Source organism: Oribacterium sp. HCP28S3_H8 (assembly GCF_052064775.1).
Classification (GTDB): domain Bacteria; phylum Bacillota; class Clostridia; order Lachnospirales; family Lachnospiraceae; genus Oribacterium.
On record NZ_JBQHUZ010000007.1, the window covers coordinates 1 to 18,257 of the forward strand.

At 42.2% G+C, this 18,257-nt stretch carries 18 protein-coding genes and 2 pseudogenes; all 20 read right to left on the reverse strand.

What is annotated here, in order from left to right:
* The coding region (locus tag ACTNEN_RS09035; RefSeq protein WP_441205980.1) for a GTP-binding protein at nt 1-661 on the reverse strand (661 nt) is incomplete at its 3' end.
* A gap of 640 nt (nt 662-1,301) precedes the next feature.
* Nucleotides 1,302-1,442, reverse strand: a complete 141-nt coding sequence (locus ACTNEN_RS09040) for a Maff2 family mobile element protein (RefSeq protein ID WP_441205981.1) — start codon at nt 1,440-1,442, stop codon at nt 1,302-1,304.
* A 165-nt stretch (nt 1,443-1,607) separates the two neighbouring features.
* Nucleotides 1,608-2,411, reverse strand: a pseudogene (locus ACTNEN_RS09045) (VirD4-like conjugal transfer protein, CD1115 family); the annotation flags it as partial.
* Nucleotides 2,412-2,521: 110 nt separating this feature from the next.
* The gene (locus ACTNEN_RS09050) at nt 2,522-2,713 is read right to left on the reverse strand and encodes a transposon-encoded TnpW family protein (RefSeq protein ID WP_320810846.1); all 192 of its coding nucleotides are present in this window, start codon (nt 2,711-2,713) and stop codon (nt 2,522-2,524) included.
* A gap of 374 nt (nt 2,714-3,087) precedes the next feature.
* Complete coding sequence (locus ACTNEN_RS09055; protein WP_441085973.1) at nt 3,088-4,359, reverse strand: VapE domain-containing protein; 1,272 nt, start codon at nt 4,357-4,359, stop codon at nt 3,088-3,090.
* The gene (locus tag ACTNEN_RS09060) at nt 4,298-5,050 is read right to left on the reverse strand and encodes a CHC2 zinc finger domain-containing protein (RefSeq protein ID WP_346793728.1); all 753 of its coding nucleotides are present in this window, start codon (nt 5,048-5,050) and stop codon (nt 4,298-4,300) included. The genes ACTNEN_RS09055 and ACTNEN_RS09060 overlap by 62 nt, the downstream gene beginning before the upstream one ends.
* A 97-nt stretch (nt 5,051-5,147) precedes the next feature.
* Nucleotides 5,148-6,392, reverse strand: a complete 1,245-nt coding sequence (locus ACTNEN_RS09065; RefSeq protein ID WP_346793727.1) for a serine/arginine repetitive matrix protein 2 — start codon at nt 6,390-6,392, stop codon at nt 5,148-5,150.
* 659 nt (nt 6,393-7,051) lie between these two features.
* Nucleotides 7,052-7,882: a methyltransferase domain-containing protein gene (locus tag ACTNEN_RS09070; RefSeq protein ID WP_083655179.1), complete on the reverse strand. Its 831-nt coding sequence runs from the start codon at nt 7,880-7,882 to the stop codon at nt 7,052-7,054.
* Nucleotides 7,883-8,158: 276 nt separating this feature from the next.
* A complete protein-coding gene (locus ACTNEN_RS09075; protein ID WP_235232804.1) occupies nt 8,159-8,452 on the reverse strand; it encodes a hypothetical protein in 294 nt (97 codons plus the stop codon).
* Nucleotides 8,453-8,454: 2 nt separating this feature from the next.
* Nucleotides 8,455-8,736 carry a hypothetical protein gene (locus tag ACTNEN_RS09080; protein WP_235232803.1) on the reverse strand — a complete coding sequence of 94 codons (282 nt, stop codon included), beginning with the start codon at nt 8,734-8,736 and terminating at the stop codon, nt 8,455-8,457.
* Nucleotides 8,737-8,761: 25 nt separating this feature from the next.
* Nucleotides 8,762-9,055: a hypothetical protein gene (locus ACTNEN_RS09085; RefSeq protein ID WP_321128845.1), complete on the reverse strand. Its 294-nt coding sequence runs from the start codon at nt 9,053-9,055 to the stop codon at nt 8,762-8,764.
* Nucleotides 9,056-9,070: 15 nt separating this feature from the next.
* On the reverse strand, nt 9,071-9,259 hold the full coding sequence (locus tag ACTNEN_RS09090) for a hypothetical protein (protein ID WP_287890058.1): 189 nt from the start codon (nt 9,257-9,259) through the stop codon (nt 9,071-9,073).
* 10 nt (nt 9,260-9,269) lie between these two features.
* On the reverse strand, nt 9,270-9,653 hold the full coding sequence (locus ACTNEN_RS09095; protein ID WP_235232800.1) for a TnpV protein: 384 nt from the start codon (nt 9,651-9,653) through the stop codon (nt 9,270-9,272).
* Nucleotides 9,650-11,524 (reverse strand): DUF4368 domain-containing protein, encoded by a 1,875-nt coding sequence (locus ACTNEN_RS09100; protein ID WP_235232799.1) that lies wholly within the window; start codon nt 11,522-11,524, stop codon nt 9,650-9,652. The genes ACTNEN_RS09095 and ACTNEN_RS09100 overlap by 4 nt, the downstream gene beginning before the upstream one ends.
* 453 nt (nt 11,525-11,977) lie before the next feature.
* Nucleotides 11,978-12,481: pseudogene (locus ACTNEN_RS09105) on the reverse strand (type IV secretory system conjugative DNA transfer family protein); the annotation flags it as partial.
* Nucleotides 12,482-12,542: 61 nt separating this feature from the next.
* Entirely contained in the window at nt 12,543-12,722 is a 180-nt protein-coding gene (locus ACTNEN_RS09110; RefSeq protein WP_441205985.1) for a transposon-encoded TnpW family protein, read from the reverse strand.
* Nucleotides 12,723-12,948: 226 nt separating this feature from the next.
* A complete protein-coding gene (locus ACTNEN_RS09115; RefSeq protein WP_441206205.1) occupies nt 12,949-14,265 on the reverse strand; it encodes a VapE domain-containing protein in 1,317 nt (438 codons plus the stop codon).
* Nucleotides 14,198-14,836, reverse strand: a complete 639-nt coding sequence (locus ACTNEN_RS09120; protein WP_441205986.1) for a CHC2 zinc finger domain-containing protein — start codon at nt 14,834-14,836, stop codon at nt 14,198-14,200. Before ACTNEN_RS09120 ends, ACTNEN_RS09115 begins: the two co-directional genes overlap by 68 nt.
* A gap of 61 nt (nt 14,837-14,897) precedes the next feature.
* The gene (locus tag ACTNEN_RS09125) at nt 14,898-16,121 is read right to left on the reverse strand and encodes a serine/arginine repetitive matrix protein 2 (RefSeq protein ID WP_441205987.1); all 1,224 of its coding nucleotides are present in this window, start codon (nt 16,119-16,121) and stop codon (nt 14,898-14,900) included.
* A gap of 309 nt (nt 16,122-16,430) precedes the next feature.
* Nucleotides 16,431-17,975: an ATP-binding cassette domain-containing protein gene (locus ACTNEN_RS09130; RefSeq protein ID WP_346793722.1), complete on the reverse strand. Its 1,545-nt coding sequence runs from the start codon at nt 17,973-17,975 to the stop codon at nt 16,431-16,433.
* Nucleotides 17,976-18,257: the final 282 nt, after the last annotated feature.

An 18,257-nucleotide genomic window follows, 5' to 3' on the forward strand; every position in this document is an offset into this window, starting at 1 on the left:
CGCTGCCATAATAGACCGGGAACAGGGAGGCGTCTTGAACCCGCCGCTGTTCCTCCCGCACAAGTTTTTCCCGGCTGATTGGTTCTCCTGCGATATACTTTTCCAATAATTCATCGTTATTTTCGATGACCGCATCCCATGCTTCTATGTCGGTATTTTCCTCCAGGACTATTTCCGGGGACAGCGACACCGTCTGCTTGATGATAATATCGGCGGAGAGCTTATCCCGAACAGACTGAACCACGCTCTGCAAATCAACGCCAGCCTGGTCGATCTTGTTGATAAAGATAACGGTGGGAATGTTCATTTTCCGCAGGGCATGGAACAGAATACGGGTCTGGGCCTGCACGCCATCTTTAGCGGAGATCACCAAGATGGCCCCATCTAAAACAGCCAAAGAGCGGTACACCTCCGCCAAAAAATCCATGTGGCCGGGCGTATCCACAATGTTAACTTTACATCTGTGCCACTGGAAGGAAGTGACTGCCGCTTGAATGGTAATCCCACGCTGCCGCTCCAAAAACATGGTGTCCGTCCTCGTTGTCCCTTTTTCGACGCTCCCCGGTTCTGAAATGGCTCCGCTGGCATATAGCAGGCTCTCCGTCAAGGTCGTCTTTCCAGCGTCTACATGGGCAAGAATTCCAATATTGATTATTTTCATGTGATTGTCCTCCCTTTACAGCCCCAAAGGGCATAAAAATCCCCAGCAGTAAAATACTTTTACCACTGGGGATTATAAGTTGCGGACATACACATATACAGCATACACCTGTTTGTGATTGCTGTTTTTGGGGATATGTCAAAATTGATAAGGCAAAAGTATTCTTAAATTGGGTACAAAAAACTAAGCCCCTACAAAAGGAGCTATCATAATCCTTTGTTCCCACTATTTGATTATAGTTTTATTTAAGAATACCTTGCCGCATATTTTTTACTCCTTTTCTGGATTAAATCATTGTATCACATCAGTTTTAGGAAAGCAAGTACCTAAAAGAAATTTTTCTTCCCCTTATATGTAACAATCATACCGGCTTCCTAGCGTTCAGAATGTTTTCTGCTGTCTGCTGTGGTGTTTGGTTGGAATTGTCCAACCAAAAGCCGATCCGTGGTGTTGTCTGCATTTTACTAAATACAAATTCAATGTATACAGAAAGATATAAGGAGTGGGAGGGATTCCGCCGTAGTTGGCATTGTAGGAAAATCCAAAAGTTTAGATTTTCCCACAATGCTTATCTTTTGGTCTTTGGTTCGGAATAGTGTAGTGCTGGCGGTCTATCTCTTGTTTTCGGTTGCTTGCTTCCTTACCGTACATGAGCATTCGCGCCGGGGTTGTCATTGCCATACCCTTCCATCAGGTTTACGACACCCCAGATGCCAAGACCTGCACCGAGTGCGACAACAAGTGTCTGTAATACATTTACTGCTGAACTAAAAAATTCCATTTGTTTGTTCTCCTTTGTCTGTATGTAAATTTTTACTGGTAACAAAAAAGCTGGCCGCATCATGCAGTCAGCTTTTTATCCGTGGTATATGATATTTTTATGACCGTCTTCTTTCTGAAGTCGGAGACCTCACCCTTATTCTCATCATTAATTTCCTCTATGTCTCTAACCTGCGCTTACAACTTCGCACTCATCATCTGCCACAAGCTTTAGCTCATGACTTAAGAGGTGCTTTATGTCAAACATGTACTTCCTGCTGTAATCTCCAGTCAGCTTGTAGTTCGGGTGTTTCGTCAGATCATATTTTTCTGAGATGAAAGGTCTTACTCCGCGAAGCTGGAGGATACACCTGCGCCCATCCATAACCGACAGCTCATCCATCGACATCAGATCATGTCCCATCTTCTGATAGTTCATGCTGTGCGATAAGTCCCTTCCGCGGCTCTCCCCCGTATTGTAGGTATCTATGGTCTCTTTACCAAGGAGCTGGTTCAAGTCTTTAAGCGTTGAAACCTCCGTACCTCCAAGAAATATCTGTGTGTCACAGTTGCCGATGATCGTCTCTGCATTGTCCTTATAGATGGCCTTTAGCTGCGACTTCGCCTGAAGGAAAAGACAGGCAGAGATCTCGCGGCTTCGGATCGTGGCAATAAGCTTCTCAAGATTCGGAATCTGGCCGATGTTTGCCATCTCGTCGATAAGACACCGCACATGGACCGGAAGTCTGCCGCCGTAGACATCATCTGCCTTCTCACAGAGGAGGTTAAACATCTGCGTATAGATAAGGGCGATTAAAAAGTTAAACGTCGGATCGGTATCCGACATGATAAGAAAGAGTGCCGTTTTCCGATCTCCTATGGTATCAAGCCCAAGCTCGTCTTCCATCGTGATGTCCCTTACATCCTGTATCTCGAACGGAGCAAGTCTCGCGCCACAGGAGATTAGGATCGACTTTGCCGTTTTTCCTGAAACAAAATGTCAATAGTTTTTTCATCAAAAAAGGCACTTTTTCGTGTCAAATCAGTGGTAAAACAGCTAAAATGCTGATGAAAACGTTCTTTGTTGTTACCACCACTAAATTACTCAGCCATTTTTTCCTCTGTTTCCATGATGCCCGAACGATTGACTTCATTCACCAGCATACGGTTGATTTTCTCCTGCATCGTCTCTCTTGCGTTCTCATTGTAATGGAATCGGACAACATAAGTTGTCTGCCCAATCCTTTTTGTAAATGTATTGCTTTCCGTTTTCGAATTCATAACCTGTCCCATAAGCTTCTCCTTTCTTTCATGTGATTTACTGGCGAGCAGGGTGGCAGACTGATATGCCAAATTGCCTGCCAGTATTCTGTTCATTTTCCCGACAGAGAGAGGACAGTTATTATCCCAGCCAGGACGGTATCTCGATCTGAAATTCTGTCCCCCCGTCAATGTCAACAAGGCACTTGAAACTTTTAATAAAATAATATCTTTATCAAAGTCATCCCTACTCTAAATAATATTTTCTTTTTTAAATATCTTTGTTGACAGTTAAGAAATATGCTGAAAAAGCTGATATTTAAAGGCTTTTCCCAGTCAACAAAAATGTCAACAAACAGTCAAAAAAATGGAAATTCAGCTGTTTTGACCATCCTCTCCCTGTCAGGCTAATCAAAAGGTATCTTCATCTGCTCACCTTCCGTAAGTTTTATGAATCCATCTTTGTCCAGTTGGTTGACAGTCTCTGTTTCACCCTTTCCCTCTCTGATCCAGCACCGCTGTGTACCAAATCCTTCTTTTGAGAAACGATGATAACCGCCTCTTTTCCATCCAATGATCTGTGTGTCCATGATCTGGCATATCTCATTGGTCTCATATTTCCTTGGTTCACCATCATAATGGTTAAATGCCTCTTTCCAGATCTGTCTGGAGCAGACATAAGTCCCGGCATATCCATCTAGCCATCCCTGAACCTGCCCTGCCATCGTATCTTCCTGCATGAACTGTTTCCGGTAATCAATGATCTGCTCCTCCATTTCTTTTGGAAGTTTCAGAAGACTGCTTTTGTCCTTGCAGGAATTGAAGATGACCATTGCTTCCGCCCAAAGCTGGTCGAAGTATGCCCTCGATTCTTCTTCATTATCAAGAAGATGTTTTTCCGCCTTTGAGGAATCGACCTCAATTGCAAGGAAACGTCTTGCTCCTGTACGGTCAAAAGGCAGGAACTGCTTTGTATTGGTTGTCCCGGCAAACAGACATTGTCTCGGTCTGTCCTCTTCAAATTTTCCATAGGAATTCCGAAATGTATCTTTCTGCCGGCTCAAAAAGGACTTGATCTCTTCATTGCTCTTAGCACTGATCGCAGCAATCATCTCCGACATTTCCATAATCCAGTGTCCCCGGAGCTTTTCATAAATCTTTTTATCTCCCAAATCCCTCAAGTCATCTGAAAACCACTCATCCTTAATAGCCAGAAACCGGAAAAATGTAGATTTTCCTGCACCCTGTGTTCCTACAAGGCAGAGCATCTCATCTGCCTTACATCCCGGCTTAAAAATACGGAGCAGTGCTTCCATCATAAAATGCTTCAGGCATTCATAGACCATATCCGAATCATCTGCCCCCATATACCTCTTCAATACATAACGGATACGTTCTGTGCCATCCCACTCTAAGCGGTTCAGATATTCGCAGATCGGATGATACTGTTTGCTGTTTGCTTCCGCCCTCAGGGCTTTATCCATGTTTTTCTCATTACCCAGACTATAAAACTGTTCAAAATACAGATAAAAGAAATCTCTGGCAGCATCTGTCATAGAGATGATCCCATCATTCCACCAGAGTTTCCTGACGATATCGATCCTCTGGTTCAGGAGATTAAATCTCAGGCTCCCTTTCAGGAGCGGGTCTTCCCGAAGCACGATCATATAATTCTGCATCGTCCCTTTGACGGTTCCCTGATTTGTCACAGACAGATGGGAGCGGATCTCCCTTATGGCATCCACATCCGCCATCTGCTCCATGATCTGCAAAGCGTCCTGCTCCTTTACATTCTCGCTCAATCTTTTCCACCTCCTTTCCTTTTTCCTTGACAAGCATTTTCTTATCCTTTTCATCACCGAATAGAAGAATATCCAGATAATATTCAACGATACTCAACTCCCTCAGTGCGGTGCCAAAATGCCCATCCCACTCTTCCTCTGGTGTTTTTGGTGCATAACATTCTTTCCATTCCAGAAGCAGGGTGCGGTAATCCAGATATGCTTTTGTAAATCTGGCACATTCTGTTTTCCAGTCTGTTTCTGGAGCCTTCCCTTTTTCTTTCACCAGAGACTTTTTCCCACTTTTGGGAGAATCCCTTGCCCTGTTCCCATAGGAGATCCAAAAATCATCTGCCAGCTTCAAAGCAGCCTCTCTGGATTTTAGTCCGAAGAGCTGGGCAGTAAAATCGATCACATCCCCGGTACACCCGCATCCAAAACAGTAATATCTGCGGTCAACTTTCATGCTCGGTGTACCGTCATTATGAAAAATGCACCGGATTAATCCGCTCCTGTTGGGCTTAAATCCATAAAGTTCCGCAGCCTGCCTGACCGTCACATTCTGCTTTACTACTTCAAATACATTCACTTTCTATCCACTTCCTTTCCAACCCGTTCAGATATGACCGGGTTCAAAAAAAGAGCATCCTGACTTTTATCCAAAACTGAATAAATCAAAATGCTCTTTACAGAGAATCCATGTCATAATATTTTGTTTTTGTTTTCTTTCTGGCTGCATTTTCTTCTGCGACCCGCTTTTTATTGGCAGCCAGTTTTTCAAGAACACTCGTCCTTGCCTTCTTCTTGATCTGTTCCGTATTCGCTTTCCTGACCTCTGGCTCCTGAAGAGTTTTCTGCACTTTTTCAATAACTGCATTTGCTGCATTCCGTAATTTCTCTTTCGCCATCTTAATGACGTTTTTGGTAATTGTTTTTGCCTTATCAGAATTATTTGGATTCTGGACAATGTTATTGCAAAGCTGATCCAGAAGCCAGATATCCTCTTCCTGTGTCTGTGCCCTTACTTTTTCCGTAACGACTTCCACCGCCTTGTCATAAGCGATCTCTGACACTTCATCGATCAGGGTTTCATTATCCATGATTTTTTCTTCCTGTTCCTTTATCATCTGTTCCTGCCTGGCAATCTTTTCTTTCTGTGCCTGTATGATAAACTCCTGCTTTTCCAGATACTTCTTTCCGCCATATTCCGGCGCTTCCTCAATCTCCAGCCCATACTGCCTGCAAACATCAAACAGAAGATTCCTGCAGATCAGATCAAAAGTCATCTTCCGGTTATTGTTTCTTCCTCTGGGCTTATCCGGATCGGGAAGAGGAATGCCAAGTGCTTCCAATGCCTTTTCCTGTTGCGGACACAGTTCCCCATATTTATTCTCGCAGTCAAACACGTGACGTTCATGGATATGGGGAGTGGTCTCATCCATGTGGAGTGCAAAATCCAAAATATGCACATGGTCTCCAAACATCCCCTCGAACCTTTTCATAAAAGAATCCGCAATATGAAAAAGCTGTTCTCCCGATATATGCTCCCCCTCCTTTCCGATCTGGAATATCGTTTCTTCCGGACAGGTCATTTTATTTTTTAACAGATCTTCCGTTGTCCGGTTTCTTTCCGGGTGGCGGTTTTTCTCATTTCTGGCATTCTGCCCTTTTATAAAATCGCTGTAATGGTCTTCATAATACATCTTTTCAATATCATGAAAACTTGCCTCCGGCTCGACCGGTCCCCAATTCCTAAGTGTCTCATCTGAAGGGTTCTGGACATATCCCCGGTAACAGTCCCAATAGATATTCTGCTTTTCCCTCTCCGCATCAATATGTTCGCTGTTGGCAATATCGAATTTTCTGTCATTGTGCTTTGGATTATAAACACCATGTTTCCCCGATCTGCCATTATGCCTTGTAACTCTCATTCTTCTGATTCCCCCTTTCACCGATTCTGCATTTTTTCATTTTTCTTTTTTCCCATTCTGCCCTTATCTGTGGTCTTTCCATTATCTGCCTCTTGCGTTTCACATGTTTTTTTCATGTGGCGGTCAATCCCGAAAATAATTTTGGGTAACACAATTCGCCAGATAATACCCAGTACGACTTGACGCAGGCATCAAATCACTGGGCAAGGCGTTTCACCCTTGACCCGATAATGGGCTTTGCCCCTTAACCCCAGCATGGAGCTGCCGGTCTCCGCTCCGCTTCGGTCGGTGCTAAACGAGTGCCACCGACACTCAGCACCCCTTTGCATTCCCTGCACAAAGAGCTCCGCCCTCTGCACACCCGCCGGACAAAATGTAATTTCTGCTACTGTCCCATCTGCCAGAATTTCCGTTTCGCCCGGTTTTACAAAAATCCTCAAATCGGATTTTCTCAAAAAATAAGAGCCGACACTTTGTCACTTTTTTGGGAAAAAGTCCAATCGCATCGGCTCTCATATTTGACCTAATCGGTCATATTCAATTTTTCTTTACATCTCCTCTGAGCATTAATGAGCAAAACAAAAGGCACCAACTTTTTACGGTTGATGCCCTTTGGGTTACTCACTATTCTCTTTTCACAAAACTGAAAGTTTCAAGCGTTATAGACTTCCCACAAATATCTCTGCATCAATCGTCAAAGTTTTTAGCTTTTTGAAATCAATCTCAGTTTTATCTACATGGAAGAGCAGTGGGGTCATGTCTGCAAAAATTTTAATATCCTCTAACGGCATTTCATATGATTCTGAAACTCTTTTTTGGTAAATAACAGAATACTGCTTCTTGAATAAGTTAATCACATTCTCATTGGAATACTCTTGATTTTTCAAATGTTCTTTTGCAATGTTTCTGAACTCCATCAGATGTTTATTCCCAGGAATAACCTTTACAATATAGCCGCTATCCGTCAGAACTCTATTGAACTCCAAATAATTAGCTGGTGTAAATATGTCCAGTATACAGTCTACTGAGTGGTCTCTAATTGGCATATTTTCCAAATCACCCACAAACCACTTTATAGACTTACTACCGTCTCTTTTTGAAGCAAGGGAAATGGCATCTTTTGAAATATCAAAAGCAACTATATCTGCTTGAAATAGTTCTTTGATTTTTCTAGAATAATATCCTTCACCACATCCGACATCAAGAATAGTTGTTATGTTTTCAAGCTTGCTCAATATATGTGTTATCTCCGTAAGAATATGTGAATAGTATCCCTTTTCTAAAATATCCATTCTGCTTTCAAAAGAAGTTCTGCTATAATGCTTAGATTGCTTTTGATTTAATGCAAAATTCACATATCCTAATTTAGAAATATCGAAACAATGCTTATTACTACACAGCAAACTATTGCCTACCATCTTTAACTTTCGTTTACATATTGGACAACGAAAAAGCTTTTCGCTGTCATTAAATCTAATAATTTTATTCATGACATCCTCCATTATTACATTCTTGCCCGAAAGCGAGTTATGTAATACGGATGTACCGCAACACAACTCGCGGTATTATCTTAATCTCATATATGCTGTCATCTTATCACCTCCTCAAATTCAAAGTTTCTGTTCCCTATAAAATAATCTATCGGGATTCACCAAATCGCCAGACAACGATTTTTAGAACAGTATATCACAAAAAAATTCCTTATTCCATATGTTTTCCGAGTTATGGTAGCACATGTGAATTTTAAATAACATTTTCCAATCCATTTAAGATATTCCCTTGATGATACTTTTTACTGTCTTATACAACCGAATTCCATCCTTCAGTCCCAACCGATAAAAGAACTGCTCAGCATCCGCACCGCTGTCAAAAATAGCATCACAGTATGCCCTGACTGCCTGTTGCTTATCCTCTGGCAGCAATGCCACCGCTTCCTCATACTTTTGTTCCACATCATCCTCGTCATCTGGTTTTTTCCCGGCTTTCATCTGGCTGAATGCGCTCTGCATCCGTTCCTGAATGACATTGTCCACAAATTCCTTTAATGCTTCCTCTTTCATCTTTATACATCCCTTTCTATCTCACACACCAGACGTTCATAATCCAAAAATCCTCGGATATACATTTCCCGGCTAATATAGGCTTCTACTGCGTGTCTTGCCGATACGATCCGATCAATGATCGTCCAAAACTCATGACCATATTTTTCAATGTATGGCTTCAATTCATCCATTGTTGCCTCACATTCTCTTTCCAACTCGATCAGCTCCGGGTCAATCCGTAAATATGCCTCCAGCCTGATCTCATTCCAGTCGAAGTAGCTTTCCACTAATTCTCTTTTCATAATCGTGTCCCTTTCTTCCCTCTTCCTATGTTATAGAGCGAATCCATTCTTCTAAAAAGACGATTCCCGCAATCACGATTTCAACCGTACATGGCAGGAGATAAAACAGGAAGCCAGCCAATACCATTTTCAGGCATTCCCCGGAACTTTCCAGCCCCAAGCCATAGCTTAGCAGGGCGGTCAGAAGAAAGATTCCTGCAATTACCCGGAAGATGACTGCTGATATTCCTGCAAGGAACTCCGCAAACAGTCTTATGACTCCCAGAGCAACCATCACAGGCAGGAACATGATTTTAAAAATAAAATGTATGGCTTTCATCCTGTCTTCTCCTTCCTATCCGGCATTTCTGTTCACATAGTTTCGATACTTCTCAAGTACGGAATCTGTCACACCGTTTTTGTAGATTTTCCGAATATCTATGATCTCTTCGTCCTTTAAGAGTTTCAGCCATTCCAGAAGGTCTTTCCGGCTGTTGGCGAAATTACAGCACCGACCATCTGCATATTCAATCCGGTATCTCATAAGCATCCCCCTACACATAAACCAGTTCATTCAAAATAACTTCATCCACTCTGTTGCGGATGTTATTTACCCTGCGGAGCCATTCCATCTGGTCTTTTCCCTTTAATTCCTCTGTGACACCCTCTGCTTCCATCATCTGATCCATCATGTTATCCCTGCGTTCCACACAGATTTCATTCAAATCAGCAAGATACGACCAGAGCTTCCCAGTCAGCATCAGCTGGGAATACAAAGCTTGCCGGTAGTCTTTCAGAAAATTCCTTCGGAGGCTTCCATAAAAACCAATATCCCGGGGTTCTTCCGCCACACGGATCAGCGGGATATAATAATCTCCCACAAGGATATAATCCAGTCCGTTCTTTTCATCATGTATCATCGGTTTCAATTCTTTCATGCATTTGCCACCCCTTTCTTTGGTTCTGCAGCCGGAAGCATCGACACTGGAACAAACACACCTTTCGCAATATCTTCCTGCCGGATTGCTTCCTTCTTCGCCTCGATCTCGGCTTTTCTTTTTTCTTTTACTTTGTCTTCGTATTCTTTCTGTTTTCCATTTGCCTTCCGCCTCAGATAATTCTGGTGCAGCCTGTCCTTCCTGGCTTCTCGCTTTCGTAATTCTTCTTCCTCTTCCGTCGTCAGCTGGACTTCTCCAAAATGCGGTGGAAGATACCTTCCCACAAAATTAAAATAAATCTCAATCTCCTGTGTGGTCTGCTGGCTTCCTTTCCTGTCCCTCTCATGCACCAGAATCTTTTCCACGAACTCATTCAGCATATATGTGGTCAGTTCATCAAAATTCTGATATTTGTCCACCAGTGCAATAAATCTTTCCGCAGACCGTCTGCCATTTTCATATCCGGCTACCTCTGCTTCCAATTCTGAAATTTCCGCTGTCAGTTCTTTCTGTTCTTTGGAATACTGCCCATCAAGGACTGCGTAACGTTCGTCCGGCAGCTTACCGAGGATATTATCCTCATATATTCGGCAGATCAGTTTTTCCAGTTCCTGCAGACGCTTTTTCGCTTCTGCTATCCTGTTTTTCAGTCTCACGATTTCACTGGACTGCTGGGAATTCTGTGTTGTCTTCACTGTCTCAATGAACTCTTCCCGGTTCAGATGGGAATATTCTGCGATAGCTTTCAGCAGGTCTTTTATCAGCTCCATCACAATATCCGCATTAATCCTGTGCTGTGTCGGGCAGAGTGTTCCAACCGGAACCTTGCTATATGCAGAACAGGTATATTGTGGGATTCTTTTCCCATTATTTACCCGGTGCACATACATTTTTGCCCCGCAATCGGCACAATACATCAGCCCTGTCAGTGGATGTGCTTCTCCCCATCCGTCCGGGTATCTGCGGACATTCTTCCGGATTCTCTGGACATTATCAAAGGTTTCCTGATCAATGATCGCTTCCTGCGTGTCCTCAAATACTGTCCAGTTATCTTCTGACACATAATGGCTCTTTTTGTCCTTAAAATGCTTTCTGGTCTTGAAATTAACAGTGTGACCAAGATATTCCCGCTTTTTCAGGATCCCTGCCACCGTCGACGAACCCCACGCATAGGGGTCTTTGATCTCGTCCACTCTTCCCTGCCATAATCCTGCCCCATGCCTTGCCATGTGTACTGCCGGGATCTCCACCTGATCTTCTTTCAGCTTCTTTGCGATCTGGTAAGGACCATATCCGTCCATTGTCATCTGAAAAATCCTGCGGACAACCTGTGCAGCCTCTTCATCCACGATCCAGTGTTCCTTATTTTCCGGGTCTTTCAGATATCCGTATGGTGTGGTGCTTGCAACGTGCTTCCCGGAATTGCCTTTTGCCTTAAAGGTAGACCGGATCTTTTTGCTCGTGTCTTTCGCATACCACTCATTCATAATGTTTCGGAAAGGAAGAAAATCATCATCCCCATTCAGACTGTCATGACCATCATTGATAGCGATCAGCCTAACCTGCTTCTGGCGCAGCATTTCCTGAATCTGACCGACCATCAGATAATCACGTCCCAACCGGCTCATATCCTTTATGATCACCGTCCCGATCTGCCCGGCTTTGATGGCATCCATCATGCTGACAAATCCCGGGCGGTCAAACCTTGTGCCGGATATTCCATCATCCGTAAAATGGATATATGGGGTAAGTCCATGGGATTCTGCATATTCTGAAAGCATCTGCTTCTGGTTCGATATACTGTTGCTCTCGCCCATAAGGTCATCATCATGGCTGAGACGCTCATACAATGCGGTAAGTTTTTCCTGCATCCGTTTTCCTCCTTCCTTTCATTTTTCATTGCCTGTTTTCATTCCATATCCGTTCCTGTACCGGGTTCCGATGTTTCCGGGACGTATTTGCCAGAAAAGACATGCTGGATGCACATTCAAATCTGGTATCACTATGGACAGGCTGCTCCGTTGTCAAGGTTCGTGTAAGGATCTTCAAAAAAGTTCCTCTCACTTAACCCATCTTTCGGACGCTGTTTTACAAGGTAGTAACGTAACTTTTTTAAATTTCTCTGGATTTTTGTGTCGGTTTGAAAAACTCCTTACACTATATCCAGACTGGCGAGGCAAAATGTTGCCATCCTTTGAGAATGTTTTTAAAAAAGTACAATTTTGTATTTTGGGCAAAAAATAAGCCTCAAGAGACTTTTTAATCATTTTGGAGCTCCAATTTCTTAAAAAATGATGATTAAGAAGTCTCTTCAAGCTTATAACACCGGCTGCAAGCTTGTACTTGCTGTACTGCCTTACGGCAAAGTGGTTCGGGTCTCTCTTTTCCAGTCGCTCCATCAGGATATCCACCAGATTCTGAAACTCCTCATCATCTTCTCGTACCTCCATGCTGTTTATCATCTCAAGCAGAGTGGCGAAGTTCTGTTCCTCTTCGGGAGCTTCATAGTGAATGTAGGCAATAAGCGCTGTATAGAGCAGCGCCTCAGCCTTCACCCAGAAATCTTCCCCGGTCTTGCCTTCACCCTTCGTATTCGCAATAAGAGCTGTCACAAACTTCATGATGTCGTTCTCCGAGTGGATATAGGCGAAAGGGTTGTACTTCATGCTTTTCTTGAAATTGATCGTGTTAAACACCCTGATCTCATACGGTTCGCGTATCACTCGGCCTTTTTTATCCCTTACTGGCTTTCCGTTTTCATCAAGCTTCACCGGTCCGACTTTAAGAGCATGTCCGCATTCTGTAAGGACACTTCCTTTAGGAAGCGTTTTGTCAATACAGAGAATGATAATTCACTATAAAAAATGTTCGTTTTAATGATTAACTGGCTTAGAAATTGCCAGCAACCACTTCCTGACGTATTAAATTCTTTATTCTGTCCTCTACTGTTACCTTTTTCGCATTGTTGAAGAACACCCCGACAAGGTAAGTAGTATTGCCGATTCTCGTCTTAAAATTACCGCCATCTATATAATTTGCTTTGTTTTCCACTGTTTTCTCTTCTTGCATTCGCTCCGCTCCTTTCCCAAATTCCCCCTACAAGGGAAAGGGTAACAAAAAAGGTAACATGACCGAAAAGACTTCTCAAATCACCGCTACCTATGCTTGCTACCCGTATTTTATTTATTTTTCTATTTTCTTGTTACTTTTGTTACCTTTCATAGAAAACCCAGTAAAATCAATGCTTCCACTGGGTAACAACATAAGTAACAACAAGGTAACTTCATCAATTTTGTTACTTAAATGGTATCTCCAATTCCAACTGTTTCGGTATTTCCAAAAAACCATCGCTGTCCGCTTTGTCGGGGATCTCCTGAGACGAACCGACACGCACCCAACCTCGTTGCTTGCCATAATCTCCAAAGTGCATTGCCCCATCGCTCATAACCCAGTCGGTCACAGAATTGTTCATAATATCGCAAATCTGCTTTAGCTCAATCCTCTTAGGTTCGTAGTCTCTGTGAAGTGCTTCTTTCCACAACAGTTTGGAACAAACCCTGTCCCCCTTGAAATCATCAAGAAAGGCAAGAATCATTCCGGCATCAGCATCTTCCGGCATAAACTGCTTCTGATAATCTTTCAGGTATTCAGCTGATTCCTTGCTAAGCATCAGCCTGAACTCTCCTGATCTGAATATCTCCATAGCTTCCGCCCACACCTGCTCGATATATTCCCTTGAACTTGCTTCATTATCAAGAATATGGCACTCTGCTCTCTCAGGATAAACCATGACCGGCATGAATCGTCTGTTACCGGTACGATCAAGCGGAAGTGTATCCATAGCATTAGAAGTACCGCCAAACACGCACTGTCTCGGTCTGTCCTTTGGCTGTGTCTCATAAGGTACTTTATAAATATCACTCTGCCTACTGATAAAAGACTTAATATCCTCAATGCTCCTAGCACTGGCAGTCGCTATCATTTCCGACAGTTCTATGATGAGATGTCCCTGCATTTTTCGGAACACATTTTCATCATCAAGTTTTTTCAGATCATCAGTAAACCATGAATCATTCATGGCAAGGAACCTGAAAAATGTGGACTTTCCGGCTCCCTGACCACCCACCAGTATCAGCATATACTCAAACTTCGTCCCTGGGCGAAACACTCTTGAAATTGCCCCCAACAGAAGAACTTTCATTGCTTCATAGGTATAGACATTCCTATCCGCTCCAAGAAAGTGATACAGCACATCTTTGATTCGCTCTTTTTTGTCCCACACTAAGGAATTGAGTTTTTGCTGAATCGGGTGATACTTGTTTTCCATAGCGACCACATTGATTGCCGATTTTATCTTTTTCTCCGTTGTCAGACTGTAATTCTCTTCAAGATACAGCATGATATGGTCTATGTCAGAATCAGTCAGCACAGGGCTTTCCCGATACCACCCCAGATCTTTTACAATGTCGTTCCGGTCTGTCATCATGTTGTAACAAATAACACCCTTGAACTTCGGATCATTCTCCAGTACAGTAACAACATTCCTAATGCACTGCTTCACAGCTCCTTTGTCTGTTGTGATCAATCGTTCTCTGATTTCTGCGATGCTCATTAACTCTTCGCTCAATTTCTGCCACCTCCTTTCCTAAATCTCTGAGCAGCATTTCTTTCTCTTCCTCTGTTCCCCATAGCAAAGTATCAAGCTGATACTCCACTTTGGGGAGATTATTCACAGCTTCCTCATACCTCGCATCAATTTCATCCATGCTTTTCGGTTTGTAGTCTCTCTCCCATTCTTTTAACAAATGAAAATAATCAGATAACACACGATATATCTTTGTTTTAGCTTCTTCCAGTATCTGCATTGGAGATTTTTCTCTCCTGACCGGCTTTGGTGGAGACCGCACCGAACTGTCATAAGCTATTCCAAATTCATCAGCAATCTGCATAGCTGCATCTTTTGGAGAAAGATTATAATACTTAGCAACAAAATCAATTGCATCTCCTTTTTCCCCACAACCAAAGCAGAAATATTTTTTATCTGCCGGCTTTACTTTCATGCTCGCTGTCTTATCCTGATGAAACGGACACTTGCACATATTGCTCCGATTGAAAACAATACCAGCCCGCTCCATAACCGCCCTTGCGGTCACTCGTTCCTTTACTTCATCAAATACTCCCATAATATCCTTTCCGGACAATAAAAAAGCATCTGTCTCTCCAGTCATGGATAACAAATGCTCCTTAAAGTTCCATATTCTTTTTTCTCATAGGTACATCTCTATTCTTCTCTGCTTCCCTGACTTGCTTCTGCATTTCTTTCAACTTCTCCTGAATAGAAACCTTAGCCTGCTCCTTAATCTGTTCTTTTGCCTTAACCTTATTTTTCGGCTCATTTAATGCAAAGATAATATTCCCAAGAAGAACCTGAGACGCTTTCTCCAGTCGGGAAACAATCGCATTTACGACTTTGGAAGCTACCGACTTAGAACTGTCGCTGAGTTTTTCCTTCGGCTGTTTCTGCAACAATTCTCCGTAATCTTTTACTACATCAACATCATGCTTCACAGTTTCCTCTTTCACACGCTCTGTGACAACCTCACAAGCCTTTTCATAGGCAAGGTCAACTGCTTCCTCAACAACTGCGTTTACGTCCTCTATCTTCATCATAAGCCCGTCTAACAGGGCTTGCTTTTCCTCAATGCGTTTCTGTTGGTTCATGAGGATAAAATCCTGCTTTTCCAAATAACTTGCACCACCATAGACCGGTTCAACATCAATATTTAATCCATGCTTTTGGCAAATACTAATGAACAGCTTTCTACACTCATCATCAAATACCATCTTCCGATTGTTGTATTTTCCTTTTTTCTCATCCGGCTTCGGAAGTTCAAAACCCAATTCTTCCAATGCCTTATCTTGTTGGGGACATAATTCTCCATACTGGTTCAATGCGTCAAAAACGTGTCTTTCATGGATATGCGGAGTAGCTTCATCAAGATGCAAAGCCCAGTCCAAAATATGTACATGAGAACCATATCTCTTATTAAATTCCTCAAAGTATTCTGCGCTAATCTGAGCAAGCACATCGGCTGAAACTGTTCCGTCAATGTTGCCAAGCTGTAGTAACGTTTCTTCCGGACACGTTTTCGTATTCGTAAGTATGCCGTCAATTGTTTTCACTCTATCATAGTGCCTTGCCTTTCGATTCCTTTCATTCTGTCCGTCCACATGCCCTGAATAATGCTCAACATAGTAGGCTTTCTCTACTTCTGTGAAAGTGAATTTTGCTCTTTCGTTCTCAGCATTTGGTAGACTATAACCCTGATAGCAGTCCCAATAGACATTGAATTTTGTTCTCTCTGCATCAATATGTTCACTGTTCTCTTCATCAAATTCACGGTCATTATGCTTAGGATTGTAAGCTCCATGCTTACCAGCTCTTCCATTATGCCTTGTTGCTTTCATTCATTTCTTTCCTTTCTTTTTCTACAAAAAAAGACCAAGTAAATTTCTCTACTCAGTCTGTTAATAATAACAATATTTAATTATTCTCCCGAAGGGAATTGCAACGAAGTTGCTTAATCTTGTGAAGCTCTGCTACAAGTAATACCCAGTACTTAGTGGCGAAACGCCACTAACTGGGCAATGGTTGCACCCTTGACCTGCTAAGGCGCTTCGCCCTTAACCCGAGTGGAGTCTTTCTCCTGCACCTTGCGTAAGGCTCTGCCTTTACAATCCGACAACCTGAAAGTTGTCAGTCTTTCATCTTTTTTATCACTCACTAATTAACTGTAATCCATTAGGATTTAGCTGATATATTTTATCACACACCTCTTCAATGTACTTTCTATCGTGAGAAATGCTAATGACAGCCCCTGGAAATTCTCGGAGCATTTTTCTTATTACCGGGCCGGATAATGGTGAAAAATTTCTTGTAGGCTCATCCAGAATAAGAACATTCGCACCACTTAAACTCATCCTCAAAAGAAGCACTTTCGCCTTTTGTCCACCAGACAACTCCCGAATAGGATGCTCCATTTCATCTGGCGTGTATTTAAGTGAACCTAGGTATGTTCTAATTCTTGTACGCTCTTCTTTATCTCCTGTTTTATCAAGGTAATCAACCGGTGTAACAGATAGCTCCAACAAATCTTCATAATTTTGGGGCATATATTCTGCTTTAATATCATTCCGATTCATAAGTTCTTCCGCTATCTTTTTTAGAAGAGTCGTTTTTCCTGCCCCGTTGGCTCCTATAATACAGATTTTCTCTGATCCTTTTATTTTCAAATAAATTCCTTCTGCCAAAATTCTTTCGCCTTCTGGAGTCATTAGCTTTGAAAGTTCATATTCTATGACCGTTTTCCCTGTTGGAATGTATGCGTTTTTATCTCCTAATTTAAAAAAGATTGCTTCTTCCTGCTCCGGCATTTGCGTCATATTTTCGTCTTCTCTTTCAAATCTTCGCCCCATAGCCTTAACTGTGTGCATTTTGTCCTTCAAATTCTTTGCCACCGACGGCGCTTGTCTGGAACAATTTGCTAATGCGCTTTGCACACTCTGAGACACTCTTTGATATTTCTCATCTCGAATCTTTTTTTCCCTACGGTCACATAGTGCCCTCTGTTCTTGAAGTTCAAATTTATGAAGCCGTTCCTCCACATAGTTTCTATAGGGAAGCTTGGCCACGGTATATCTCGCTTCTGTTTTTCGCTTAATCTGCTCGATATGTATTACCATGTTGGCGGTACGCTCTATCAATGTTTCATCGTGTGAAATAAAAAGCACAATATGTTTCCATTCATTTATGGTTTTTTCCAGTAATGTAAGCGTCGCAATGTCAATATCATTTGAAGGTTCGTCTAACAATAGCACAGAAACATCGCGAATAAAAAGCCGCATGAGTTGTACCTTGACTTTTTCTCCTCCTGAAAGGCTCCCCATCATCTGACTACTGTAGAAAAAATCATTTTTTATTCCAAATTTTCCTGCAGTAACAGACAGTTCTTTTGGCGTTTTCTCCCAGAATATTTCTTCCTCAGAAAAATACTCGTATACGGTTTTTTTCTTATCTTCATCGGGCATCTCTTGCGGAAGGTAACCAAAACGTTCGTTTCCCATTACTCTTTCCCCATCCGCTTCTATATAGTTTTCTATAAGCGATGGATCATATATCCACTTCATTAATGTTGATTTTCCGTTCCCTTCTTCTCCAATGATAACTGCTTTATCTCCATCATTTAGCACAAGGTTGAAATCATCAAGAATTACTCTCAGGTCTTTTTTATGTGTTAAATTTAATTTCTTTATCTGTAACATAAAGTTCCTCCTTTTCGAAACACGAGTCAATTATTTTTGTACACACAAAAACGAGCCTTTTTTGCATACGCAAAAATAGACTCGCCAAATAGACCTTTATTCCTTTCCCTAAGGAAAAGCAAAGGAAATGCCTCTTGCGATAATCCAACTTAAGCGTACACAAAAATAAACCTATTTTCTACAGGCTCAATAACTATATGTGTCTTACTTAAATTAAATTATCTATTAATCATTTCCTCACCTTACACGAAATGTGCCATCCTTTTTTCTAATGATAATACT

Excerpts from the sequence above, each read along its gene's own strand:
- ACTNEN_RS09040 (WP_441205981.1), bottom strand. The coding sequence starts at position 1,442 with ATGGAATTTTTTAGTTCAGCAGTAAATGTATTACAGACACTTGTTGTC.
- ACTNEN_RS09050 (WP_320810846.1), bottom strand. The coding sequence starts at position 2,713 with ATGGGACAGGTTATGAATTCGAAAACGGAAAGCAATACATTTACAAAA.
- ACTNEN_RS09055 (WP_441085973.1), bottom strand. The coding sequence starts at position 4,359 with ATGCAGAATTATATGATCGTGCTTCGGGAAGACCCGCTCCTGAAAGGG.
- ACTNEN_RS09065 (WP_346793727.1), bottom strand. The coding sequence starts at position 6,392 with ATGAGAGTTACAAGGCATAATGGCAGATCGGGGAAACATGGTGTTTAT.
- ACTNEN_RS09070 (WP_083655179.1), bottom strand. The coding sequence starts at position 7,882 with ATGAATAAAATTATTAGATTTAATGACAGCGAAAAGCTTTTTCGTTGT.
- ACTNEN_RS09075 (WP_235232804.1), bottom strand. The coding sequence starts at position 8,452 with ATGAAAGAGGAAGCATTAAAGGAATTTGTGGACAATGTCATTCAGGAA.
- ACTNEN_RS09080 (WP_235232803.1), bottom strand. The coding sequence starts at position 8,736 with ATGAAAAGAGAATTAGTGGAAAGCTACTTCGACTGGAATGAGATCAGG.
- ACTNEN_RS09085 (WP_321128845.1), bottom strand. The coding sequence starts at position 9,055 with ATGAAAGCCATACATTTTATTTTTAAAATCATGTTCCTGCCTGTGATG.
- ACTNEN_RS09090 (WP_287890058.1), bottom strand. The coding sequence starts at position 9,259 with ATGAGATACCGGATTGAATATGCAGATGGTCGGTGCTGTAATTTCGCC.
- ACTNEN_RS09095 (WP_235232800.1), bottom strand. The coding sequence starts at position 9,653 with ATGAAAGAATTGAAACCGATGATACATGATGAAAAGAACGGACTGGAT.
- ACTNEN_RS09100 (WP_235232799.1), bottom strand. The coding sequence starts at position 11,524 with ATGCAGGAAAAACTTACCGCATTGTATGAGCGTCTCAGCCATGATGAT.
- ACTNEN_RS09110 (WP_441205985.1), bottom strand. The coding sequence starts at position 12,722 with ATGCAAGAAGAGAAAACAGTGGAAAACAAAGCAAATTATATAGATGGC.
- ACTNEN_RS09115 (WP_441206205.1), bottom strand. The coding sequence starts at position 14,265 with ATGAGCATCGCAGAAATCAGAGAACGATTGATCACAACAGACAAAGGA.
- ACTNEN_RS09120 (WP_441205986.1), bottom strand. The coding sequence starts at position 14,836 with ATGGGAGTATTTGATGAAGTAAAGGAACGAGTGACCGCAAGGGCGGTT.
- ACTNEN_RS09125 (WP_441205987.1), bottom strand. The coding sequence starts at position 16,121 with ATGAAAGCAACAAGGCATAATGGAAGAGCTGGTAAGCATGGAGCTTAC.
- ACTNEN_RS09130 (WP_346793722.1), bottom strand. The coding sequence starts at position 17,975 with ATGTTACAGATAAAGAAATTAAATTTAACACATAAAAAAGACCTGAGA.